Source organism: Flavobacterium sp. FG68 (assembly GCF_057808895.1).
Genome location: NZ_JBMDIY010000004.1, coordinates 96,206 through 119,612 on the forward strand (window position 1 = coordinate 96,206; position 23,407 = coordinate 119,612).

The 23,407-nt window shown below is 33.1% G+C and carries 22 protein-coding genes; 16 read left to right on the plus strand and 6 right to left on the minus strand.

Going from position 1 to position 23,407, the window contains the following annotated elements:
* Positions 1–82 precede the first annotated feature (82 nt).
* From ACODSB_RS03875 to dusB, 15 genes are all read left to right on the plus strand, one after another.
* Positions 83–1,282, plus strand: a complete 1,200-nt coding sequence (locus ACODSB_RS03875; protein ID WP_488936080.1) for a beta-ketoacyl-[acyl-carrier-protein] synthase family protein — start codon at positions 83–85, stop codon at positions 1,280–1,282.
* Between the two features lies 1 nt (position 1,283).
* Positions 1,284–2,345 (plus strand): beta-ketoacyl synthase N-terminal-like domain-containing protein, encoded by a 1,062-nt coding sequence (locus tag ACODSB_RS03880; protein ID WP_488936081.1) that lies wholly within the window; start codon positions 1,284–1,286, stop codon positions 2,343–2,345.
* Between the two features lie 68 nt (positions 2,346–2,413).
* The gene (locus tag ACODSB_RS03885) at positions 2,414–3,127 is read left to right on the plus strand and encodes a polysaccharide deacetylase family protein (RefSeq protein WP_488936082.1); all 714 of its coding nucleotides are present in this window, start codon (positions 2,414–2,416) and stop codon (positions 3,125–3,127) included.
* A gap of 117 nt (positions 3,128–3,244) precedes the next feature.
* Positions 3,245–3,871, plus strand: a complete 627-nt coding sequence (gene lolA2 / locus ACODSB_RS03890) for a flexirubin biosynthesis/transport protein LolA2 (RefSeq protein ID WP_180857043.1) — start codon at positions 3,245–3,247, stop codon at positions 3,869–3,871.
* Positions 3,837–4,472: a flexirubin biosynthesis protein LolB2 gene (gene lolB2, locus ACODSB_RS03895; protein ID WP_053472954.1), complete on the plus strand. Its 636-nt coding sequence runs from the start codon at positions 3,837–3,839 to the stop codon at positions 4,470–4,472. The genes lolA2 and lolB2 overlap by 35 nt, the downstream gene beginning before the upstream one ends.
* A 37-nt stretch (positions 4,473–4,509) precedes the next feature.
* The gene (locus ACODSB_RS03900; RefSeq protein WP_488936083.1) at positions 4,510–5,109 is read left to right on the plus strand and encodes a porin family protein; all 600 of its coding nucleotides are present in this window, start codon (positions 4,510–4,512) and stop codon (positions 5,107–5,109) included.
* Positions 5,109–5,720 carry an outer membrane beta-barrel protein gene (locus tag ACODSB_RS03905; protein ID WP_488936084.1) on the plus strand — a complete coding sequence of 204 codons (612 nt, stop codon included), beginning with the start codon at positions 5,109–5,111 and terminating at the stop codon, positions 5,718–5,720. Before ACODSB_RS03900 ends, ACODSB_RS03905 begins: the two co-directional genes overlap by 1 nt.
* A 7-nt stretch (positions 5,721–5,727) precedes the next feature.
* Complete coding sequence (locus ACODSB_RS03910) at positions 5,728–6,099, plus strand: ApeI family dehydratase (RefSeq protein WP_488936085.1); 372 nt, start codon at positions 5,728–5,730, stop codon at positions 6,097–6,099.
* A 2-nt stretch (positions 6,100–6,101) separates the two neighbouring features.
* Positions 6,102–6,587, plus strand: a complete 486-nt coding sequence (locus tag ACODSB_RS03915; protein ID WP_488936086.1) for a hypothetical protein — start codon at positions 6,102–6,104, stop codon at positions 6,585–6,587.
* A gap of 18 nt (positions 6,588–6,605) precedes the next feature.
* The gene (locus tag ACODSB_RS03920; protein WP_488936087.1) at positions 6,606–7,793 is read left to right on the plus strand and encodes a DUF2062 domain-containing protein; all 1,188 of its coding nucleotides are present in this window, start codon (positions 6,606–6,608) and stop codon (positions 7,791–7,793) included.
* Positions 7,794–8,035: 242 nt separating this feature from the next.
* Positions 8,036–11,716, plus strand: coding sequence for an MMPL family transporter (locus ACODSB_RS03925; RefSeq protein WP_488936088.1), 3,681 nt, complete (start codon positions 8,036–8,038; stop codon positions 11,714–11,716).
* The gene (locus ACODSB_RS03930) at positions 11,713–13,230 is read left to right on the plus strand and encodes a phytoene desaturase family protein (RefSeq protein ID WP_488936089.1); all 1,518 of its coding nucleotides are present in this window, start codon (positions 11,713–11,715) and stop codon (positions 13,228–13,230) included. Before ACODSB_RS03925 ends, ACODSB_RS03930 begins: the two co-directional genes overlap by 4 nt.
* Before the next feature lie 5 nt (positions 13,231–13,235).
* Positions 13,236–14,903 (plus strand): C45 family autoproteolytic acyltransferase/hydrolase, encoded by a 1,668-nt coding sequence (locus tag ACODSB_RS03935; protein WP_488936090.1) that lies wholly within the window; start codon positions 13,236–13,238, stop codon positions 14,901–14,903.
* Complete coding sequence (gene flxY, locus ACODSB_RS03940; protein ID WP_488936091.1) at positions 14,900–16,192, plus strand: flexirubin biosynthesis putative acyl-CoA ligase FlxY; 1,293 nt, start codon at positions 14,900–14,902, stop codon at positions 16,190–16,192. Before ACODSB_RS03935 ends, flxY begins: the two co-directional genes overlap by 4 nt.
* A gap of 161 nt (positions 16,193–16,353) precedes the next feature.
* Positions 16,354–17,346: a tRNA dihydrouridine synthase DusB gene (gene dusB / locus ACODSB_RS03945; protein WP_488936092.1), complete on the plus strand. Its 993-nt coding sequence runs from the start codon at positions 16,354–16,356 to the stop codon at positions 17,344–17,346.
* Positions 17,347–17,403: 57 nt separating this feature from the next.
* On the opposite strand, the gene ACODSB_RS03950 is transcribed toward dusB, so the two are convergent.
* The 5 genes from ACODSB_RS03950 to rbfA all read right to left on the minus strand — a co-directional run bounded on the left by ACODSB_RS03950 (position 17,404) and on the right by rbfA (position 21,474).
* On the minus strand, positions 17,404–17,628 hold the full coding sequence (locus ACODSB_RS03950; RefSeq protein WP_488936093.1) for a hypothetical protein: 225 nt from the start codon (positions 17,626–17,628) through the stop codon (positions 17,404–17,406).
* A gap of 16 nt (positions 17,629–17,644) precedes the next feature.
* On the minus strand, positions 17,645–18,187 hold the full coding sequence (locus ACODSB_RS03955; RefSeq protein ID WP_488936094.1) for a DUF6934 family protein: 543 nt from the start codon (positions 18,185–18,187) through the stop codon (positions 17,645–17,647).
* Between the two features lie 96 nt (positions 18,188–18,283).
* A complete protein-coding gene (locus ACODSB_RS03960; protein ID WP_488936095.1) occupies positions 18,284–19,711 on the minus strand; it encodes an MATE family efflux transporter in 1,428 nt (475 codons plus the stop codon).
* Positions 19,712–19,880: 169 nt separating this feature from the next.
* Positions 19,881–21,080, minus strand: a complete 1,200-nt coding sequence (locus ACODSB_RS03965; protein WP_488936096.1) for an ABC transporter permease — start codon at positions 21,078–21,080, stop codon at positions 19,881–19,883.
* Position 21,081: 1 nt separating this feature from the next.
* Positions 21,082–21,474, minus strand: a complete 393-nt coding sequence (rbfA, locus tag ACODSB_RS03970; RefSeq protein ID WP_053472967.1) for a 30S ribosome-binding factor RbfA — start codon at positions 21,472–21,474, stop codon at positions 21,082–21,084.
* Between the two features lie 207 nt (positions 21,475–21,681).
* Here rbfA and ACODSB_RS03975 point away from each other — a divergent pair, with 207 nt between their 5' ends.
* Positions 21,682–22,101, plus strand: coding sequence for a CBS domain-containing protein (locus tag ACODSB_RS03975; RefSeq protein WP_488936097.1), 420 nt, complete (start codon positions 21,682–21,684; stop codon positions 22,099–22,101).
* A 33-nt stretch (positions 22,102–22,134) separates the two neighbouring features.
* Here the strand turns inward: ACODSB_RS03975 and ACODSB_RS03980 are convergent, their stop codons facing one another.
* Positions 22,135–23,388 (minus strand): murein hydrolase activator EnvC family protein, encoded by a 1,254-nt coding sequence (locus ACODSB_RS03980; protein WP_053472969.1) that lies wholly within the window; start codon positions 23,386–23,388, stop codon positions 22,135–22,137.
* Between the last annotated feature and the right edge of the window lie 19 nt (positions 23,389–23,407).

A 23,407-nucleotide genomic window follows, 5' to 3' on the forward strand; every position in this document is an offset into this window, starting at 1 on the left:
TGTTTTAAAATCCGTCAACTTTGTCAAAGTTTAAAACTTTGACAAAGTTCTAGAATCTAAAATCAAAACTCTAAAATCTAAAATGGCAAAAGGTGTTGCAATAACGGGAATGGGAATTATCTCCGCAATCGGGAATTCGGTTGAGGAAAATTATCATTCGTTAATCGAAAATAAAATCGGGATTTCCCGTATCTCTAATATTTCTACAGTTCATGCGGATGTTATTAAAGTGGGTGAAATCAAAAAAACCAACGATGAATTGATCAGCGAACTGGAATTAAACAGTGATAATAATTTTTCGAGAACCGCTATGATTGGTACTTTGGCAGCAAAACAAGCTGTTGAAAATGCCGGGATAACCTCTATAAATGAATTTAGAACCGGGCTTATTTCGGCTACAAGTGTGGGTGGAATGGACATGACGGAGAAACATTATTATGATTATTTCGAAAAACCGGAATTGGTAAAATATATTACCTGTCACGACGGCGGCGATGTTGCGGATAAAATTGCAGAAGAACTAGGTTTAAAAGGAATGGTTTCGACTATCAGCACGGCTTGTTCATCTGCAGCAAATTCTATTATGCTGGGTGCAAGATTAATCAAAACCGGAAAATTGGATCGCGTAATTGTGGGCGGAGCCGATGCTTTGTCAAAATTCACCATCAACGGATTTAAGACTTTGATGATTTTATCTGACGATTACAACAAACCTTTCGACAATAACAGAAAAGGATTAAATCTTGGGGAAGCTGCAGCTTTTTTGGTTTTAGAATCGGATGAAATTGTTGAAAAGCAAAACAAAAAAGTATTGGCAAGAGTTTCCGGTTACGGAAATGCAAATGATGCTTTTCACCAAACGGCTTCTTCAGAAAATGGAGACGGCGCTTTTCTGGCGATGAAAAAAGCGTTTGAAGTTTCGGGTTTAAAACCTTCTGAAATTGATTACATCAATGTTCACGGAACCGCAACGCCAAACAACGATTTATCTGAAGGAAGAGCTTTACGCCGAATTTATGAAGAAGAAAAAGTTCCGGATTTTAGTTCGACAAAACCTTTTACGGGTCATACTTTAGCGGCGGCGGCAGCAATTGAAGCCGTTTACAGTGTTTTGGCGATTCAGAATAATGTGGTTTATCCGAATTTGAATTTTGAAACGCAGATGGAAGAATTCGATTTGACTCCGCAGACTTCTCTAAAAAATAAAAACATCGAACACGTTTTATCTAATTCTTTTGGATTTGGAGGAAATTGTTCGACCCTTATATTTTCAAAAAGCTAAAATGAAAAAAACATATATAAATGGAGTAGGCTGTATTTCGACTCAAAAAACATTTGATACTGTTTTTTTAGAAGAGGCCAATGTTAATCACGACGAAAATGTATTGGCAATTGTTTCGCCGGCATACAAAGAATATATTTCGCCAGCTGCAAGCCGCAGAATGGCAAAAGGTGTAAAAAACGGAATCGTAGCTTCGGCTTTAGCCATGAAAGATGCGAATGTCGAAAAAGTCGATGCAATTATTACCGGAACGGGTTTAGGCTGTATCGAAGATTCTGAAAAATTCCTGAAAAGCATTTTAGATAATAAAGAAGAGTTTTTAACGCCAACTTCTTTTATTCAATCTACACATAATACAGTTGGTGCGCAAATTGCACTTTTACAGCAATGTAAAGGTTATAATTTTACGTATGTAAACGGTGCGGTTTCTTTTGAATCGGCACTTTTGGATGCTAAAATGCAGATTGAGGAAGACGAAGCGAATTCAATTTTAGTGGGCGGCGTTGATGAAAATGGTGATTATACGACTTCACTTTTTAAACTAAACGGACGTATTAAAGCAGATAATACTGCTCCTTATGATGTTTTAAATTCTAAAACCAGCGGAGCTGTTTATGGTGAAGGTGCGAGTTTTTTTGTTTTAGAAAACGAAAGAAAAGAAAACACTTATGCTGAACTTCTGGATATTGCAATCGTAAATACGCTGGAAGAAAACGAAATTGAATCTGAAATTAAATCATTTTTGAAATCAAATAATCTAGAAATTTCTGATGTTGACGCTTTGGTTTTAGGTTTTGACGGAAATGCTTCTTTCGAAAATTATTATAAAAATCTTGCCGAAAATGCTTTCGCCAAAATTCCTGTTTTATACTACAAACATTTGAGCGGCGAATATGATACGGCTTCGGCTTTTGCTTTTTGGATGGCTTCGAAGATTTTAAAAACACAGGAAATTCCAGAAATTATAAAAGTAAATTCGGCTGTAAAACCAGTTTACAAAACCATTTTATTGTACAATCAATTAAACGGAAAAAATCATAGTTTTACGTTACTTTCAAAATGATAACGCATAAAAACATTTCGATCTTTTTTATCTTTTTATTGCTTTTAGTTTTTCTTCTGAATTTTTTTATGGCAATAAATCTATGGTATTTTTTTGCTATAATTTTTATCTGGATCGGAATAAATGCTGTTGGCTCTTCTATAATTTCTTCTAATTATCATGTAAAATCTTTCTGCAATAATCCGCTGGAAACAGAGAAAAAAATTGCCTTAACTTTCGATGATGGTCCTAGTGAATTTACTTTGAAAGTTTTAGATCTTCTGAAAAAATACAATGCTAAAGCCACATTTTTCTGCATTGGAAAAAACATTGAAAAACATCCTGAAATTATTCAAAAAGTAATTGAAGAAGGACATTTGGTTGGAAATCATTCTTATTCTCATTCTAAATTTTTCGATTTTTATCATGAAGATAAAATAACGGAGGAACTTCGTAAAACAGATGAATTGCTGGAAAAATTTACTTCTAAGAAAATAAACTTCTTTCGTCCGCCTTACGGAGTTACGACGCCTTCGATTAGAAGAGCTTTAAAAATCACCGGACATAAAACAATTGGCTGGAATATTCGTTCTCTTGATGGGGGAACTAAAAATCAGGAATTAATTTTCAATCGCATTATAAAACGGGTTTCTCCGGGCGGAATTGTACTTTTGCACGATACCGGATCGCACTCTGTTTTAGTATTGGAACAGTTTTTGCAATTTTTACAGCAGAATGATTATGAAGTGGTTTCGATTGAAGAATTACTGAATCTTAATGCTTATGAAATTGAACGCGGATGAAACGGATTCGCTAAAGCGAAAACGCAGATTAAAACGGATTTTTTATTAAATAATAATCTGTGTAAATCCTTTTAATCTGTGGCAAAAAAATTTTAAAGCACAATTTTAAAAAAATTTATGAAAACTAAAATAGCATTACTAATTCTATTTATTTCAAGTGGTTTGTTCGCTCAGGAACAAAAAATGACCGATGCTGAAATTGCTTCTTTTAAACAAGATGTAAATGTTGTGGCGAAAAAAATCAAAACTTTAAGTACAGATTTTGTTCAGTACAAACATTTGGATTTCCTTTCGAAAGACATTGAAACTTCGGGAAAAATGGTTTTTAAAGAACCTGCACTTTTGCAATGGCAATATAAAAAACCATATAATTACAGCATTGTTTTCAAGAACGGAAAAATACTGATTAACGACGAAGGAAAGAAAAGCGCGGTTGATATTGGCAACAGTAAAATCTTTGCGAGAATTAATAAATTAATCGTGGGAAGCGTAAGCGGAAATATGTTTGATGATAAAGAATTTACGATTTCGTATTTTAAACTGAAAGGTCAGAACTTAGCGAAATTTATTCCGAAAGATGCGACGCTGAAAAAATACATCAAACAAATCGAACTGACTTTTGACAAGGAAGAAGCAACTGTTGTTCAGGTAAAATTATTAGAATCATCTGAGGATTATACCAGAATTGTACTTAAAAATAAAGTAATCAATGCAAAAATCGACGATTCAGTTTTTACTAATTAATTGCTTTCTGGCAATTGTTTTGGTTTCTTGCGGCTCGGTCACAAAAAACTATACGCCGAAAAAATTAGACAAAACGGCTGTAGAGGTTCCGTATTTTTCAGATTCAAAAACGGATTATGTTTATAAAACTAATATATCTGTTTACGGAAATGAATTGTCGGGAATTTTCATTGCAAAAAAAATAAACGACACCACACACCGAATTGTTTTTACAACGGAATTCGGAAATAAATTAATGGATTTTGAAATTTCTGAAAATGATTTTAAAGTCAATTCGATTGTTTCAGAATTAGATCGAAAAATTTTAATTAATACATTAAAAGAAGATTTTCGACTGCTTTTAAAAAAGCAATATTTGATTCAGGAACAATTTGAAAACGAATCAAATGACATTTATAAATCGGCAGATGGCAAAAGAGACAATTATATTTTTATCTCAAAAAAAGATCAAAAATTAGAAAAGATCGTTCATGCCTCTAAAACAAAAGAAAAATTTACACTGTTTTTCCATTCAGAAAACAATATTTTTGCTGAGAAGATTCAGATAATTCATCAAAATATTAAGCTTAAAATTGAGCTAAATTATTTTAAATCAGAGTAGAAACTTAAACTAATCATAAAATTAAACTAATAAAAAGATGAAAAAAATAACCTTAATTGCATTCGTTTTATTTATCGGTCTTGTAAAATCACAAGCGCAGGTAAAAGTTAGTCCCGGCCTTAGAGGCGGTTTGAATATTTCAACATTAACCAATATTGATGATAATAGGTCTAAAACAGATTTTTACATTGGTGGACTAGTGGATATTAAATTTAATAAATATTTTTCGTTACAGCCTGAGATAACGTATTCAAGACAAGGTGATGAAGGAAGATATTTCGAAAACGGCCGTTATTATTCTGAAAAGTATGAATTAAACTATCTTACACTTGGTGCCGTTGCCAAATATCATTTTGGAGGTAAAGGTTTTCATGTTTTAGCCGGTCCATCTTTAGATATAAAAGTTGGTGATAATTATATCAACAGCAATCCTGAAGGTTTTGACCTTGCAATTGTGGGAGGTGTTGGATATACGCTGCCAAATGGATTGACTTTTGAAGCGAGAATCAAACAAGGATTGATTGATATTTATGGCTATGACGGACTTAATAATAACAATGATGATTATTATTATAATGATGTTATTTTAAATCAGGTTTTCCAAATAGGAATCAGCTATACTTTTAAAGTAAAATAATGAGGAAAATAATCGTATTTGCTTTTTTATTTATCGGAATCTTTACCTCAAAAGCTCAGGTAACTTTTAATCCTTGTTTAAGGGCTGGTTTGAGTCTTTCTACAATTTCCGAAACGCATGCTGATTACAGACCAGATTTTTATATTGGCGGTTTTGGAGAAATAAATATATCGAAACGTTATGCGCTTCAGCCCGAAATAAATTATATCAGGCAGGGTTCTAATAATGTTGCCCGAAATTTTATTGACCCCAATACGCAGACAGAAAGAACTGTTTATCAGGATTTACAAATAAGTTATTTGTCGATTGGTTTGATTAACAAATTTAAATTTGCACAAGGTTTAGAAGTACAGTTTGGTCCGGCTTTAGACGTTCTTTTAGACGACAACTTAGCTTTTAGAAAAACAAATAATGATCTTTCATTTGTTACAGGCCTTGCTTATAAAATACCTTCGGGACTTGGGTTTGAGATTCGATTTAAAAAAGGCCTTTATGATGTTTTAGACAGCGATTATTATCATAATAATTCAAACGAACATTATTTTTTTGGTGATTATAATACTAATGTCAATTTTCAAATAGGTGTTACCTATTCTTTTGATGTGAAATAATAAAAATATGGTTTTAAAAGACTTTTACAAAGTGCTTTCGGAGGAGAAAACAGGCGATGCTAAATATAATTTTCGTATATTAGTTAATGCCAATCATGAGGTTTTTAAAGGTCATTTTCCTGGAAACCCAATAATGCCGGGCGTTTGCATGATTCAGATTATTAAAGAACTTGCGGAGTCAATCACAAAAAGTTCGTTGATTATACAAACACTTTCGAATGTAAAATTCATGGCATTAATAAACCCGGAAACAAATCCGGAACTGCGTTTAGAAATTGATATTACAACCACAGAAGATGATTTGGTAAAGGTGAAAAACACCACATATTTTAACGATACCATAGCTTTAAAATTAAGCAATGTGTATAAAAAATTATAATTATGAAATTACTATTGTCATTACTTCTATGGATAAATTTTGCAGGAACGCCGGATTTGGCTGCTATCCGCAAAATGTATACTGATGTTGCAAAATCAGAAACCAATTCTAAGGAATTTATCGAAAAACTTTCCGGAGTTTCAAACAACGATGATAAAATTTTAGTGGCTTACAAAGCCGCTTCAATTTTATTAGATTCTAAATTTGAAAGTGTATTAGGAAGCAAGATTTCTCGTTTTAAAGAAGGTGCAAAACTTTTGGAATCGACTATAAAAAGCGAACCTAATAATATCGAAATCAGAATGATTCGATTGAGTATTCAGGAAAATGTTCCCGGAATTACAGGTTACAGAAAAAATATTAAAGAAGATAAAAAATTCATCATAGCACATTATGCCGAGCAAAATGGCGCTTTGAAAGATTATCTAAAAGACTTTGTTTTACAATCAAAAAGTTTCTCTGAAAAGGAGAAACAGTTTGTAAAATAAGCTCATGAAAAATTCTCAATGAAACCTATTTTATCAAAGCAGGAATTGCTCGATTCAACTTCTTTTTGTGTTATTGTACCCACTTACAATAACCATAAAACATTGAAAAAAGTGTTGGATTCTATTTTAGATTTCACTCAAAATATCATTATTGTCAATGATGGTTCAACAGATGAAACCAACGAAATTTTAAAACAATATTCGCAGTTTACACAAATTCATCATCCTAAAAATTTAGGAAAAGGAAGAGCGCTGCGAAATGGTTTTAGAAAAGCAATTGAACTCAACTTTGAATATGCCATCACGATAGATTCTGACGGGCAGCATTTCGCATCTGATATTCCAGATTTTATTTCAGCAATTCAAGACGAACCGAATTCGCTTTTAATTGGAAGCCGAAATATGACGCAGGAAAATGTTCCTAAGAAAAGCAGTTTCGGAAACAAATTTTCCAATTTCTGGTTTAAGTTTGAAACCGGAATTGAACTTCAGGACACACAATCTGGTTTTAGATTATATCCTTTGAAATTAATTCCAAAACGATTTTATACCAATAAATTTGAGTTTGAAATCGAAGTGATTGTTCGTTCGGCATGGAAAGGAATTGTGGTAAAAAACATTCCAATTCAGGTTTTATATGATCCGGCAGAACGTGTTTCGCATTTTCGTCCTTTCAGGGATTTTACCCGAATTAGTATTTTAAATACTGTTTTGGTAATTAATGCTTTGCTTTATATTAAACCTCGCGATTTCTTTCGGCGAGCAAAAAAAAAAGGTTTTAAAAAGTTTTTCCTAGAAGATATTTTAGAAAGCAACGATTCTAATTTTACGAAATCTGCCTCAATTGCTTTGGGAATTTTTATTGGAATTTCTCCTTTTTGGGGATTTCAAACCATACTTCTTTTTACTTTTGCCGCTTTGTTCAGGCTTAATAAAGTCATTGCTTTTTTATCTTCAAATGTGAGTTTTCCTCCGTTTATTCCGCTGGTAATCTACGGTTCTTTAAAAACAGGAAGTCTTTTTATTACGAGCGATGCGCCGCTAATTTTAGATAGTTCGGCCACACTTGACGATATTCAAAAAAACGCTGCACAATATATCGTCGGAAGTCTTATTTTAGCATCCGTTTTAGCACTATCAGCCGGACTTATAAGTTATTTGCTTTTAAGCGCTTTTAGTTCTAAAAACAAAACGAATATCAAATAAGGTTTTGCCACAGATTATACGGATTAAAATGATTTTTCTATCGTGTCGGTTTGCCACGAATTTTCACGAATTAATGATACAGAAATAATGAAAATATTTTTTGCCACAGATTAAAGTGATTTACACAGATTTTCGTTGCTTTGAATTTCAAAAAATTAATTCGTGAAAATTCGTGAAATTCGCGGCAAAAAAAATCATTTTAATCCGTATAATCTGTGGCAAAAAAACAATAATAAATAATTATGCATCAATACTTTTACGCCATTCATTTATTTGTAAACCGAAGAAAATCGCTCTCGGTTATACTGGCCGTTTTGATGCTTTTGGTATTTGGATTTTTTGCTTCCCGAATTAAGTTTGAAGAAGACATTACCAAACTTATCCCAACAAACGATAAAGCCGATGCAACAGCAAAAGTTTTAAAACAATTAAACTTTGCCGATAAAACGACCGTTATTTTCAAACTCGAAAAAAAAGGTTCTGCCGAAGATTTAAAAGAAATGGCTGCTGCTTTTTCAGACAGCGTTGTTAAATCCTGTAAACCTTACATAACCGGAATTCAGGGAAAAGTTGATGAAGAAAACATTCAGGAAACTATTGATTTCGTTTACAATAATCTGCCGCTTTTTCTTGAAGATAAAGATTATGCTGCCATTCAAACTAAACTTCAAAAAGACAGTATTGCAGCAACCGTTCAGGGAAATTACAAATCAATTATTTCGCCTTCGGGATTTATTACCAAAGATTTTATTCTGCAAGATCCACTTGGAATTTCGTTTATCGCTTTAAAAAAATTACAGCAATTAAATATTGGCGACGATTTTACGCTCGACAATGGTTTTGTAATGACAAAGGATAAAAAGAAATTACTGCTTTTTATAACTTCAGATATTTCATCGAGCGAAACAGAAAAGAATACCCTTTTTGCTGAAAAGCTAAAATCAATTCAGGAAAATTTAAACACCAAGTTTAAAGGAAAAACTTCTGTTACTTATTTTGGTTCTGCTTTGATTGCCGTTGCAAATGCCAACCAAATTAAAAGTGATATTGTTTTAACGACAACAATTGCGATGATTACGCTAATGCTGATCCTGATTTTGTTTTACAGAAAAATATTTATTCCGCTAATTATTTTCCTTCCAACGGTTTTCGGGGCTTTATTCGCCGTTGCCTTTTTATATTTTGTAAAAGAACAAATCTCAGCCATATCTCTTGGAATTGGTTCTATTTTATTAGGAATTACGATCGATTATTCGCTTCACATTTTAACGCATTATAAACATAACAGCGACATCAAAACATTGTATAAAGACATTACAATGCCGGTAATTATGAGCAGTTCAACAACTGCTGTTGCTTTTTTATGTCTGCTTTTTGTAAAATCAGATGCCCTAAATGATCTCGGAATTTTTGCTGCCGTTATTGTTATGGCAACCGGAATTTTTTCTCTTTTAATTGTACCGCATTTATACAAACCAAAAGAAAACAATTTTGAACATAAGAAAAATGCGATCGATAAACTGGCTCATTTTTCATTTCATAACAACAAATTCTTAATTGGTTTTTGCGTTATTATTACCATTATTTGTTGTTTTACATATAACGATGTTGGTTTCAACAACGATTTGTCGCAGTTAAATTTTGTTCCGAAAGATATTAAGGCGACCGAAAAACAATTAGAAGAAAGTACCAGCTTAACTTCAAAAACCATTTATGTCGCGGCTTACGGAAAAAGCCTGGAAGAAGTTTTGCAAAACAACAGCAAGCTTTTTTCTGATTTATCCGAAGAAAAAAAGCAAGACAAAATATTGAATTTTAGTTCTGTTGGCGGAATTGTGCTTTCGCAGAAAGAACAGCTTCAGAAAATCGAAAAATGGAATTCATTTTGGAACGCAGAAAAAAAACAAATTTTAAAATCTCAATTAATCGCCGAAGGTTCAAAACTCGGCTTTAAGCCAACCACTTATTCACTGTTTTTTGATCATTTAGATTTTGATTTCAAACCAATTTCTACAAAAGATTATTTAAAAATTCAGGCATTACAGCTGAAAGAATTCGTAACCGAAAAAAACGGTTTTTATACGATTTCGACTTTAGTAAAAGTCACGCCGGAACAGCGCGACAAATTTGTAAAATCGACTTCTGCAAAAGAAAATCTTATTGCAATTGATCGTCAGCAAATGAACGAAACGTTTTTCAGCACTTTAAAAACCGATTTTAATTCACTTGTCAATTACTCTTTTGTTGCTGTAATTTTAATTCTGTTTTTCTTTTTTAGAAGAATTGAATTAGTAATCGTAAGCTGTATTCCAATTGCTTTAACGGGAATTGTAACAGCTGGAATTATGGGCATTTTTGGGATTCAAATGAATATTTTCAGCATGATTGTCTGTACTTTGATTTTTGGTCACGGTGTCGATTTCAGTATTTTCATGACAAGTGCTTTACAGAAAGAATATACAAACGGCAAAAACGAAATTGCCATTTACAGAACTTCCATTATTCTGGCAGTAATTACAACCATTTTAGGAATTGGCGCAATGATATTTGCCAAACATCCGGCCTTGCGTTCTATTTCTTCCGTTTCGTTAATTGGGGTTTTTGCGGCATTAATTATTACGTTTATTTTTTACCCGATTCTGTTTAAATTATTTTTATCAAATCGTCCTAAAAAAGGAAACCCGCCTTTTCAATTGCGCACTTTTCTTTATGGCATAATGTCATTTTTCTATTACGGCATGGGCGGAATTTTAATGTCATTTTTCAGTTTTACATTAATGCCGATTTTGCCGCTCAGTAAAAAAACAAAAATGAAAGGTTTTAGATATATCGTTTCAAAATACATGAAATCGGTATTGTATTCGAACCCTTTTATACACAAAAAAGTCGTTAATAATTTTAATGAAACGTTTGAAAAACCTGCCGTTATTATTGCCAATCATTCTTCGTTTTTAGATATTTTGTCGATTGGAATGCTGAGTCCAAAAATTATATTTTTGGTAAGCGACTGGGTTTACAACTCTCCTATTTTTGGCGGCGTGGTTAGAAAAGCGGGTTTTTATCCTGTTTCTGAAGGTTTGGAAGGCGGCGTTGAACATTTACGTAAAAAAGTAAACGAAGGATATTCGTTAATGGTTTTTCCCGAAGGAACACGTTCAGAAAACAATGTAATAAAACGATTCCATAAAGGTGCTTTTTTCCTTGCCGAAGAATTTAAATTAGACATAATTCCGGTTGTTATTCATGGTGCTTCAGAGTTAATTCCGAAGGGTGATTTTATCATTCATGATGGAAATTTAACCGTTACTATTTTAGAAAGAATTACTCCTGAAAATACTTCGTTTGGAAACAATTATGCCGAAAGAACAAAACAAATAAGTACCTTTTTTAAAGCAGAACATCGCAAAATTCGTCAGCAGTTAGAAGGGCCGGATTATTTCAAAAAAATGCTGATTAATAGTTACGATTATAAAGAAATTGAAATTGGCGATGCTGTAAGAAAAGATTTAAAACAGAATTTAGAAACGTATTTCAATTTAAATAAACACATTAATCCTAAAGCTAAAATTTTACATCTTGGCAATGATTATGGGCAATTAGACGTTTTATTAGCATTGCAGGAACCGCAGCGAAAAATAGTTTCTTTTATAAACGACGAAGAAAAAGTATTGGTTGCCAAAACAAATTATTTTCTAAAAAAGAGAAAAATATCTTATCTCGATCAATTAGATTCTGTAGTTGAAAATCAATATGACGTAGTTTTAATTTCTGATGAAAATTATGCTTCGGATCTTGAAAAAGTGATTGCCGCTTCTTCAATAATTTTAGTTAATTCTTCTAATTTAAAAACGAAACTAGTTGATTATGGTTTCGAAATTTTTTCAGAAGAAAATGCGATAATTGTACTAAATAAAAAGCAATGAAAGAGCAGTACGATGTAGTAATTGTTGGCAGCGGTTTAGGCGGATTGGTTTCGTCTATAATTTTGGCTAAAGAAGGCTACAGCGTTTGTGTGCTCGAAAAGAACAATCAATACGGCGGGAATCTGCAGACTTTTGTTCGTGATAAAACTATTTTTGATACCGGAATTCATTATATCGGAGGTTTAGCCGAAGGTCAAAATTTGTATAAATATTTTAAATATATCGGTATTATTGATCATCTTAATTTAAAAAAATTAGACGAGAATTGTTACGATATGATTTCGTTTGAAGACGATAAAAACGAATATCCGCATGCGCAGGGTTATCAAAATTTTGTTGATCAACTAACTGCTTTTTTTCCCGAAGAAAAAGCAAATATTGAAAAGTACTGCGAAAAACTGCAAACCATCTGTGACGCTTTTCCGCTTTATAACTTAAACTGGGAAGGTAAATACGACAACGAAATTCTGGCATTAAATGCAAAAGAAACAATTGAAGAATGTACCCAGAATGAAAAACTAAAAGCAGTTCTTGCCGGTTCTAATTTTTTGTATGCCGGCATTCCGGATAAATCGCCTTTTTACGTTCATGCGCTTTCGGTAAACTCATACATTCAAAGTTCGTGGCGATGTATTAACGGCGGAAGCCAGATTACAAAACAGCTTTTAAAACAACTCAAAAAATACGGCGGAGAATTTTACAAGTATAAAGAAGTTACGCGTTTTAATGTTGAAGATAATAAAGTCAATTTTGTTGAATTAAAAGACGGAACAAAAGTTTTTGGCTCCATGTTTATTTCGAATATCGAACCGAAAACGACTTTAAAAATGGCGGGGGAAGAAAACTTCAGGAAAGCTTTTGTCAATCGTGTGCAAAGTCTTGAAGGCGTTATTTCGGCCTTTAGTTTATATATTGTTTTTAAGCCGGAAACTTTTAAATATATCAATCATAATTTTTATCATTTCAAGAAAACCAGCGAAGTCTGGACGGCACATGAATATGATGAAGATTCGTGGCCAAAAGGTTTTATGGCTTCGATGAATGCTTCAAAAAAAGAAGAGATCTGGGCCGAAGGAATGACCTTTATTACTTATATGAAATATGAAGATGTTGCGCCCTGGGCCGACACTTTTAATACAACTGCAGAAGAAAGCGACCGCGGCGAAAATTATGAGGAATTTAAATCCCGAAAAGCCGAAAAATTTTTAAAAGAAATTGAAATTAAATTTCTGGGAATTAGGGATTGTATAAAATCAATTCACACTTCTACTCCGCTTTCGTATCGCGATTATATTGGCGGTTACAACGGAAATATGTACGGTTATGTTAAGGATTCAAACAATCCGATGAAAACGCTGATTCCTGCAAAAACCAAATTGGATAATTTATATCTTACAGGGCAGAGTATCAATATGCACGGCGTTTTGGGCGTAACAATTGGTGCTGTTTCAACCTGTTCTGAAATTGTGGGCAAAGAATATTTGGTTACGAAAATCAATTCCGAATCTGAATAGAAATCATGAAAAACCGAATTTTATTTATCTTCTTTATCGGTTTTACATTTTTGCTTGTTTCTTGCGGAACATCAAAATCAATGCATCATAAACCGGATCTTTCTCACTATAATTCGGCAAAACCAATCGTTGTAAAAAAATCTGATTCGGTTTTTATTTCAGGTAAAAATTCGCTTTTAAAAAATAAACAAGGCATTTGGGAATTGTATGCCGAAGGCGATCCGCTGGAAATTGGTTTAAACACCGGAGCTTTAACCGATTCTCTTTTAAAAAATCAACAGCGCGTTTTTTTCTCCAAAGTAAAAGATTTTATCCCGTCTAATTTTCAGCAAAAAATACTCCGCCAGTTTTTAAGATGGTACAATCGAAAATTATATTTGAATGTTCCCGAAGAATATCAAACGGAAATTTATGGCGTTTCTGAATATACTTCGGATGAACTTGATAACATTGCGCCTAAATATCAGCGTGGCTTATATCTTCATGCGGCGCATGATATTGGCCACGCTTTACAAGATTTAGCTTTGGTTGGCTGTTCGTCTTTTGCGGCGTGGAATGAAAAAACGGAAGATGGAAATTTAATCCTCGGACGTAATTTTGATTTCTATGTAAATGACGCTTTCGCGGAAAATAAAATCGTTGCGTTCATAAACCCGAAAGCAGGTTACAAATTTATGATGGTTACCTGGCCGGGAATGGTTGGTGCTGTTTCCGGAATGAACCAGGAAGGTTTAACGGTAACGATTAATGCTTCGAAATCTAAAATTCCGCTGATTGCCAAAACACCTATTTCAATTTTGACCCGTGAAATTTTACAGCATGCCAAGAATATAGACGAAGCCGTTTCGATTGCAAAAAAGAGAAAAGTTTTTGTTTCTGAATCAATAATGGTGGGAAGTGCAAACGACAATAAAGCGATTTTGATTGAAGTTTCCCCAACAAAAATGGATGTTTATGATGTTCCAAATACCGATCAGTTAATTTGTACGAATCATTTTCAAGGCGATGAATTTAAAAATGATAAACGAAATCAGGAACAAATTGTAACCAGTCATTCTGAATATCGCTTTGAAAGAATGCAGGAACTTCTGGCAGAAAATCCAAAAGTGAATCCGGAAATTGCTTCAGAAATTCTTCGAAACAAAAACGGTTTAAAAGATATTCCGCTAGGTTATGGTTCCGAAAAAGCTTTGAACCAATTAATGGCGCATCACGGAATTATTTTTAAACCTAAAGAAAAATTAGTTTGGGTTTCGGCAAATCCGTATCAATTGGGCGAATTTGTTTGTTACGATTTGAATTCTGTTTTTGGCGAAAGAAAAAATGATGCTGTAAATTCTTTTCAAAAAGGAAATTTAAATATTGCCAAAGATCCGTTTTTAGAAACAGCCGCTTTTCGCAATTATAAAAAATTCAAAGTTGAAGATCATAAAATAGATTCTTTGCTTGAAAATAAGGAAACGATTTCTCCAGAATTCATTCAAAACTATCAATCATTAAACCCTGATTATTGGGTTGTATATTATAAGGCAGGATTGTACTTTTACCAAATAAAAGATTTTCAGCAGGCAAAACTTAATTTTGAAAAAGCTTTGACCAAAGAAATTACGACACTGCCTGAAAAAGAAAAAATTGAAAAATATTTAAAAAAAATCAAAAGAAAATTAAAATGATTCCAGCAATAGAAAAAGATTCTTTAGAAGAAATTAAAATTTTTCAAGAAAAAAAACTAACAGAGCTTTTAGAATATATAAGTCAAAATTCTCCTTTTTATAAAAGACTTTTTGCCGGACAGAATATTGATATTTCAAAAATTAAAACTTTAGAAGATTTACAACATTTACCTGTTACTACAAAAGAAGATTTACAGCAATATAACGATGATTTTGTATGTGTTCCGCAAAATAAAATTATCGACTACGCCTCGACTTCTGGAACTTTAGGCGATCCTGTAACTTTTGGTTTAACCGATTCTGATTTAGATCGTTTGGCTTATAATGAAGCTATTTCATTTGCCTGCGCCGGAATTGCCGAAGGCGATGTTGTACAATTAATGACGACAATCGACAGAAAATTTATGGCGGGTCTGGCTTATTTTCTAGGTCTTCGAAAATTGAAAGTCGGCGTGATTCGTGTTGGTGCCGGAATTCCGGAAATGCAATGGGATTCGATTTTAAAATACAATCCAAGTTATTTAATTACCGTTCCGTCCTTTTTATTGAAGTTGATTGAATATGCCGAAATTCACGGAATCGATTATAATAATTCGAGTATAAAAGGGGCAATTTGCATTGGAGAATCTTTGCGTGATCAGGATTTTTCGATGAATACTTTATCTAAAAAAATCACGGATAAATGGAATATTAAGTTGTTTTCGACTTATGCTTCTACCGAAATGAGTACGGCTTTTACAGAATGTGAACACGGAAATGGCGGACATCATCATCCGGAATTAATCATTGTTGAAGTTCTGGACGAAAATAATTTACCTGTTAAAGACGGAGAAACAGGCGAACTTACTTTTACTACTTTAGGTATTGAAGCGATGCCATTATTACGTTTTAAAACCGGAGATATTGTACAGCTTCATAACGAGCCTTGCGCCTGCGGGAGAAATACTTTGCGTGTTGGTCCTGTTCTTGGCCGTAAAAAACAAATGATAAAATATAAAGGAACAACGCTTTATCCGCCGGCAATGAACGATGTTTTAAGCGGATTTGATAATATCGAAAATCATATTATCGAAATTTCTACAAACGATTTAGGCACTGATGAAATCGTGATAAAAATTGCCGTTAAAAATCAAACGCCAGAATTTCTGCAGGAAATTAAAGATCACTTTAGAGCAAAATTGAGAGTAACGCCAAAAATAGAATTTGCTTCAAAGGAAACTTTAAACCCTTTAGTTTTTAACCCAATGAGCCGCAAACCAATTCGATTTTTTGACTACAGAAACATGTAAAGTTTTTCCACCATATAAGTGATATAAGTTCATTTAAAAGATTTCGCATATGAACGTTTTAATTAAATGAACTTATATCACTTATATGGTTTATTTTCAGCTTCTTGAATGTTTTGCTGTGAATTAAACTAAATGTTGTAATTTTGCAAAAAATTATGAAGATGGTCAAGATTGGCAACATAGAATTACCCGAATTTCCTTTATTACTCGCACCGATGGAAGATGTTAGTGATCCGCCGTTTCGCAGATTATGCAAAACGCATGGCGCTGACATGATGTATTCTGAATTTATTTCGTCGGAAGGATTAATTCGTGATGCTATAAAAAGCCGCATGAAACTGGATATTTTTGATTATGAACGTCCAGTTGGAATTCAGATTTTTGGCGGTGACGAAGAAGCAATGGAGATGTCTTCTAAAATTGTTTCTACTGTAAAACCAGATCTAGTAGATATCAATTTTGGATGTCCGGTAAAAAAAGTAGTTTGTAAAGGTGCCGGTGCCGGGGTTTTAAAAGATGTTGATTTGATGGTGCGTTTGACGCAAGCCGTTATCAAAGGGACGGATTTGCCTGTTACGGTAAAAACACGTTTAGGCTGGGACGAAAGTTCAATTAATATTGATGAAGTTGCCGAAAGACTTCAGGATATTGGTGTTCAGGCTTTTACAATTCACGCCAGAACTCGTGCTCAAATGTACAAAGGTCATTCTGACTGGTCACACATTGCAAGAGTAAAAAACAATCCAAGAATTACAATGCCTATTTTTGGAAACGGCGATATCGACAGTCCGGAAAAAGCATTAAAATATAAAAATGAATACGGAATTGACGGTATCATGATTGGCCGCGCGGCGATTGGTTATCCGTGGATTTTTAATGAAATCAAGCATTATTTTAAAACAGGTGAGCATTTACCTGCTCCAACGGTTATTGATCGTGTTGAAGCTGCCAGAAATCATTTGCAATGGTCAATGGACTGGAAAGGCGAGCGTTTAGGAATTGTAGAAATGCGTCGTCATTATACCAACTATTTTAAAGGGATTCATTCTTTTAAAGAATTCAAACAGAAATTAGTTACGACTGATGCTCCAGAAGATTTGTTTGCGATTATGAAAGAAATCGAACAGGTTTATGCTGGATATGAGTTTGTTTAAAATATAATCTTTAAGAATAAAAAAGGCCTTCAATATTGAAGGCCTTTTTTTATATTTTTATTCTAAAACATTTCTTGTAGAATTTCTCTTAGCCAGATCAATAGCTGATTTTAACTCAGAAAAAAACAATTCAGCTTCTTTTTTATTTCGAATTGATTTAGTCAAATTATCGCTATAATTTGATTCTGTAACATCTCTCTCATCAGCAATGTTTTTCTCAGAAGCAGAAGCTAAAGCAATTTCCTGAATTTTATTAATCTTATTTTGGATAGAATCTTTCATAAAGCAAATTTAAACATTATTGATTTAAATTAAACATATAGTATCTATAAAGATCGTTAGTTTTTCTCTGAAAATCAAACGATTCTGGTTTTGGTTTAAAAAACGCTGATCCATTACTATCTAATTCAATTGTACCATTTCGCAGTAATCTCACGTACCAATCTACTCCGATAATCACTAAAAAATCTTTTAAATCTTTGTAATTATATCTAAACATTCGATGATATAGATTGGCTCGTAAATCATCTGAGCCATCAATGCCAATTGAAGTATGAGGATTGTTTTTTAAAAAAGTTATCGAAAACAAAATAATTGTCGAGAAAACTTTATTACTATCATTGTGTTTAAGATTTATAGAATCATTAATTTTTCCATTTACATCAAATGGACCAAAAGCTAAATTATAGACATTGGGTAATAAGGATTCTGCAATATTGCTAAACTTAACTTTAAGCTGAATTATTGTGCTATCTTTTAATAGAGATTCAAAAATATATTGATCAAAATTTGGACTTACGTATTTAGCTTCAAAGGTATTTTCTAAATTAATTTTAATCATAAAATATTAAATTCAATAAAAAACAAAGAAACAAATTTAATATAAATTTCTTACAAATAAAAAATGCCTTCAAATTCGAAGGCATTTTTTATTTTATTACACTTGAACTCTTTTCCACTTTCCTCTTTTATAGAAAAAGATTCCAGCTAAAGTTATAGCGGTTTCGGCAACGGGAATTGCTATGAAAACTCCGGTTGGTCCCATATTAAAATGTTTGGCTAATACAAAAGCCAGCGGAATTTGGAACAGCCAAAATCCGAAGAAATTAATTCCGGTTGGTGTCCATGTATCTCCCGCTCCATTAAAAGTATTAATCAAAACCATCCCGATTCCGTAAAAGATAAATCCGATGCTCATAATTTGTAAGGCTTCGACAGCAATTGTTTTTACAGCTTCATCATTGGTGAAAAATGAAATAATATATTGGCCAAAGCCTAAAGTAATAATCATAATCGTGGCCATGAAAATTACGTTATATCTTGCTGTTGTATAAACTGATTTTTCGGCGCGTTCAATTTGTTTTGCTCCTAAATTCTGTCCAACCAAAGTTGCCGCAGCATTACTCAATCCCCAAGCTGGAAGAATAAAAAACATCATGATTCTAAGTGCCGTTTGATATCCTGCAGAACCGTGGTCTCCACCAGTTGTTGCGACTAATTGTGCTAAGAAAATCCAGCTGCATGATGCAATTACAAATTGTAAAATTCCTGGTGCAGCAATCTTAACCAAAGCTTTTATCTGCTTAAAGTCTGGAGCGAAATAAGCGATTTTAATTTTTAAAATTCCATTTCCAGAGAACAAGTGATAAACCTGATATAAAACTCCAATGCTTCTTCCTAAAGTTGTTGCCAAGGCAGCTCCAACTAAACCAAAGGCAGGAATTGGTCCAAAACCGTTAATTAAAATCGGACATAAAATAATATTACAAATGTTGGCAATCCAAAGACTTTTCATTGCGATTGCTGCATTTCCTGCTCCGCGGAAAATTCCGTTAATCAAGAATAAAAGCATAATGCATAAACTTGAGCCAATCATAATCTGCGTGAATCTGAAACCATGTTCGGCAGCATCGACTGAAGCACCCATCAAAAGCAGAATATCTTTTGCATAAATAACTCCCAAAATACTCAGGGCAGCGTTAACGGCAAATGCTACAATTATGGCCTGCATTCCGGCTTTTGCGGCAGCGACCGGATCTTTTTCTCCAATACGTCTTGCTACAACTGCTGTTGCGGCCATACTCATTCCTATTGCAAGAGAATATATAATAGTCAACACAGATTCGGTCAAACCAACGGTTTGAATAGCAAAACTGCTATGCTCTAAATGTCCGACAAAATATAAATCGACTAAAGCAAAAACCGATTCCATCATCATTTCTAAAACCATCGGAATGGCCAATAGAATTACGGCTTTCTTTATACTTCCGGCAGTATAATCAAATGATTCGTCGCCTTTTAAGGCTTGTTTTAAAGTGGTAAAAAATTTAGAAAAAAAACTTTTTTGTATAGTTGTTTCTGTCATGATATATTAGGATAAATGATAAAATTGGTCCAGATATTTTATCTGAACTGAAAAAGTAAAAACGTAAGTATCCTAATTATTCTTAAAAATAAAATAGGATTAGGCAGAAACAATCATATACTGTGAATTTTCAAGGCGGTAAATATAAGTAATATTTTGAAAGAAAAAATTAATCTAATAATTTTTTACTTACACGGCTGCTGGCAATAAGTGATGCCACAAATCCAAGAGAAACAATTGTTGTCATTACGATTACAACATTTTCAAGTGTAAAAACAACTGGGTAAGCCAATGTTGGCGTGATCATTATCAGCTCATATTTTTGCTGCAATGTAACTAGTATAATCCCGTAATAAAGTCCGATCAAACCTCCAAAAACACTTAGTAAAGTCCCTTGCAGAATGAAAATTTTTCTCACGCTTTTTATTTCTATTCCCAGATTAACAAGGGTTTTTAAATTTGCCCTCTTGTCTAAAATCATCATAATTAAAGCTCCAATCAAATTGAAAAGTGCCACAATAATTACAAGCGTAAAAATTAAATAAACAGCAATATTTTCGGTGTTGAGCATTTTATATAAAGACTCATTCAATTGCTCCCTATTCTTTATGGTGACTTTATTATTAAAAATCTTTTTAATCTGCGCATTAACCGCATTTTCATCTACGTTTGGTTTTAACCTAAATTCGATTCCCGAAATTTGGTTTGGCTTATACATCAATAATTCCTGTGTTAAACCTAAATCGGCAAAAACATATTTCGAATCTAAATCTTCGCTGATTGAGTAAATTCCAACGGGTAAAACATCTGTTTTATTAAATGCTTCTTCGGGATTATCGATTGCTCCTTTTCCGGGTTTTGGAGCAAATATCTGCAGCGGGTTTTCAAAATCAAGAATTCCAAGTGAAAAATCCTGTGCAATTCCGTAACCAATCACAACCTGATATGAATCTGGTTTTAGCCATTGTCCGTTAAAAAGTTTTACTTTAATATTGTTTACAACCGGGTAAATACTGTCAACACCTTTTAAATAAGTAACGCGCTGTTTGTCTTTAAATAAAAACAAAACCCGTTCTTCAATAATTTTAGTGTAACAGGCTACACCGCTAATTTCTTTGAGCTCTTTTTCTTGCTGGGGTGAAATTAAAAATGATTTTCCGTATGTACTTGTCATTTTTAAATCCGGATCAATCTCATTTGTAAATGAAAGACTGAAAACTTTTAATCCGCTAAAAACAGATAAAACCACAAACAAAGCCATTGTACCAACAATAATTCCCATGCTGGCAATTAAATTGATGATATTGATCGCGTTATTTTTACTAAGGCTGAAAAGATAACGTTTGGCTATGTAAAATGGGAAATTCAATTTATGATTTTCTTCTTTTTTCTAAAAGATCACGGTTTTCAATTGGGTTTTCTCTGTTTGCTAATGCATTGTCAATTTTTTCGATATAATCTAAAGAGTCATCGATAAAGAAAACCAAATTTGGCACACGGCGTAATTGAAGACGAACGCGCTGTGACAAATCATGTTTTATTAAAGTTGTATTTGATTTTATTCCTTCTAAAGTTTCCTTTGCTTTTTCTTGAGGAAAAATGCTTAAATATACCGTTGCCACAGATAAATCTGAGGTTACACTAACTTTGGATACTGAAATTACCAAATTGCTAACTCCATTTTTTCGCACTTCACCTTGCAGAATATCAACCAAATCTTTTTGGATGACGCTGCCTATTTTTTTCTGTCTATTTGTTTCCATAGTGCAAAAATACTATTTTTAAATTCATTCATTGCAATTTCAAATTAAGTAAAGAATTATTATTGAAATTTCGCTATACTTTTCAATGTATTACCCTCAAAAAAGTATCTCTATATAGCGTTTTTAATTGTTATAAAAGCTGATAAAGGTCAGGTTATTTATCAGAATTATTCTACATATTTGATGTAAATATAAAACTGATCTATTATGAAAAAAAGAGAACCAATTAGTCACATCATGACTAAAACAGTGGTGACTGTAAATCAAAATGACGATTTAAGAAAAGTAGTAGAAAAACTAAAATCGAATTCTATTCGACATATTCCTGTTGTAAACGGTAAGGACGTTGTGGGCATTATAAGCCGTACAGATGTAAACCGTCTTACTTTTGGTGCTTTGTTCGACGGACAGGAAGGTGTTGATGAGGCTATTTTAGATATGCTTACGATTCCTCAGGTTATGACCTCAAAACCTAAAACTCTTTCTTCTGACACTATTATTAAAGATTTGGCATCGACATTTGTAAAAGAAGAATTTCACGCTCTTCCGGTCGTAGATAACGGAGAACTGAAAGGAATTGTAACAACAACTGATGTTATTAAATATTTTTTAGAACAATATGATTAAATAAAAAGGGAGCTAAAATAGCTCCCTTTTTTATTATCTGTTTTGTAACCAATTTTCCGGATCGGTATTGGTTGTATTTTGAAGAATCAGGAATTTGATAACCGTTTTTCCGCTATCTCCGCTGGTTCTTACTTTTCCAATATTTTGTTTGATTGAAACTTTTTCTCCTTTACTTACAAATACTTTGCTCAGGTTTTGATAAACGCTAAAGTAATCTCCGTGCTGTATCATAACTACTGTATTTACAGGAGATAAAACCATTACACTGAAAACTTCACCGGCAAATACAGATCTTGCATTTGCGCCATCTTCAGTCGTAATCTCAACTCCTGAATTATGAACTTTAATATCTGGATAAAGCGGATGCTGCTGATCTCCATAACCTAACGAAATAAATCCTTTTTCTACCGGCCAAGGCAGTCTTCCTTTATTAGCTTTAAAGTCTGCTGCTAAAACTTTATCTTCTGGTGTCATTGCGATTTTAGAAGATGAAACTGGTTTTACAGTTGCATTAGATCCAGGATTTTCTTTAGCTTTTTCAAGTGCCGCTTTTCTGTTTGCTTCGGCAATTGCTTCACGAATCAAACGATCAATTTGTCTGTCAATTCTTTTTGATTCGCTTTGTTTTGCTTTAATATCAGATGCGATTCTGTTTTTATCTTTTTTAATTGCGTTAACAAGCTTTTGCTGTTCTTTTTTCTCTACTTCTAAGCTTTGTTTTTCTTTTTCGTTTTCAACAATAATTTTTTTCTTAACCTTTCTCTGTCCGTCTAGTTTTGCATTAAAATCAACTAGTTGCGCGGTTTTAGACTGAATTTCTAAACCTTGGTTTTTTCTGAAATTCGTATATTGTTTTAAATATTGTGCTCTTTTGTAGGCTTGTAAAAAACTTTCTGAAGATAAAATAAACATCGCACGGCTTTGCTCAGAACGGCTTTTATACGATTTCAAAATCATTTTTGCATAATCTTCTTTTAAAACCGCCAGTTCTTTTTTCAGTTTATTAACCTGTACCTGATTAATATACATGTCGTTGCTTAAAATTCTTTCCTGTTTTGCTGTTGTATTGATCAGCTTTTCTTTAAGCTTGATTTTATTTGCCTGAATTAAATATTCATTCACTGCTGATTTTTCTTTTTTCCTTACAGACTGCAGCATTTTTTCGTTGTCTTTTATTTCCTGAAGAATCTGCGCTTTGCGCTGTTCAAGTTTTTCTTGCTGCGAATCTTGTGCCCAGACAAAAGTCGTGGCGCAAACAAAAATTAGGCTTAGGAGAAATTTTGGCATCTTTCTATTTTTCTTTTTA

Bases quoted from the DNA above. Each gene is read 5' to 3' on its own strand.
- ACODSB_RS03905 (WP_488936084.1), top strand. From the start codon at position 5,109: ATGAGGAAAATAATCGTATTTGCTTTTTTATTTATCGGAATCTTTACC.
- ACODSB_RS03980 (WP_053472969.1), bottom strand. From the start codon at position 23,388: ATGCCAAAATTTCTCCTAAGCCTAATTTTTGTTTGCGCCACGACTTTT.
- ACODSB_RS03885 (WP_488936082.1), top strand. From the start codon at position 2,414: ATGGCAATAAATCTATGGTATTTTTTTGCTATAATTTTTATCTGGATC.
- lolA2 (WP_180857043.1), top strand. From the start codon at position 3,245: ATGAAAACTAAAATAGCATTACTAATTCTATTTATTTCAAGTGGTTTG.
- ACODSB_RS03880 (WP_488936081.1), top strand. From the start codon at position 1,284: ATGAAAAAAACATATATAAATGGAGTAGGCTGTATTTCGACTCAAAAA.
- ACODSB_RS03875 (WP_488936080.1), top strand. From the start codon at position 83: ATGGCAAAAGGTGTTGCAATAACGGGAATGGGAATTATCTCCGCAATC.
- ACODSB_RS03920 (WP_488936087.1), top strand. From the start codon at position 6,606: ATGAAACCTATTTTATCAAAGCAGGAATTGCTCGATTCAACTTCTTTT.
- rbfA (WP_053472967.1), bottom strand. From the start codon at position 21,474: ATGGAAACAAATAGACAGAAAAAAATAGGCAGCGTCATCCAAAAAGAT.
- ACODSB_RS03925 (WP_488936088.1), top strand. From the start codon at position 8,036: ATGCATCAATACTTTTACGCCATTCATTTATTTGTAAACCGAAGAAAA.
- ACODSB_RS03975 (WP_488936097.1), top strand. From the start codon at position 21,682: ATGAAAAAAAGAGAACCAATTAGTCACATCATGACTAAAACAGTGGTG.
- ACODSB_RS03950 (WP_488936093.1), bottom strand. From the start codon at position 17,628: ATGAAAGATTCTATCCAAAATAAGATTAATAAAATTCAGGAAATTGCT.
- ACODSB_RS03915 (WP_488936086.1), top strand. From the start codon at position 6,102: ATGAAATTACTATTGTCATTACTTCTATGGATAAATTTTGCAGGAACG.
- ACODSB_RS03910 (WP_488936085.1), top strand. From the start codon at position 5,728: ATGGTTTTAAAAGACTTTTACAAAGTGCTTTCGGAGGAGAAAACAGGC.
- flxY (WP_488936091.1), top strand. From the start codon at position 14,900: ATGATTCCAGCAATAGAAAAAGATTCTTTAGAAGAAATTAAAATTTTT.
- ACODSB_RS03930 (WP_488936089.1), top strand. From the start codon at position 11,713: ATGAAAGAGCAGTACGATGTAGTAATTGTTGGCAGCGGTTTAGGCGGA.
- lolB2 (WP_053472954.1), top strand. From the start codon at position 3,837: ATGCAAAAATCGACGATTCAGTTTTTACTAATTAATTGCTTTCTGGCA.
- ACODSB_RS03960 (WP_488936095.1), bottom strand. From the start codon at position 19,711: ATGACAGAAACAACTATACAAAAAAGTTTTTTTTCTAAATTTTTTACC.
- ACODSB_RS03900 (WP_488936083.1), top strand. From the start codon at position 4,510: ATGAAAAAAATAACCTTAATTGCATTCGTTTTATTTATCGGTCTTGTA.
- dusB (WP_488936092.1), top strand. From the start codon at position 16,354: ATGGTCAAGATTGGCAACATAGAATTACCCGAATTTCCTTTATTACTC.
- ACODSB_RS03955 (WP_488936094.1), bottom strand. From the start codon at position 18,187: ATGATTAAAATTAATTTAGAAAATACCTTTGAAGCTAAATACGTAAGT.
- ACODSB_RS03935 (WP_488936090.1), top strand. From the start codon at position 13,236: ATGAAAAACCGAATTTTATTTATCTTCTTTATCGGTTTTACATTTTTG.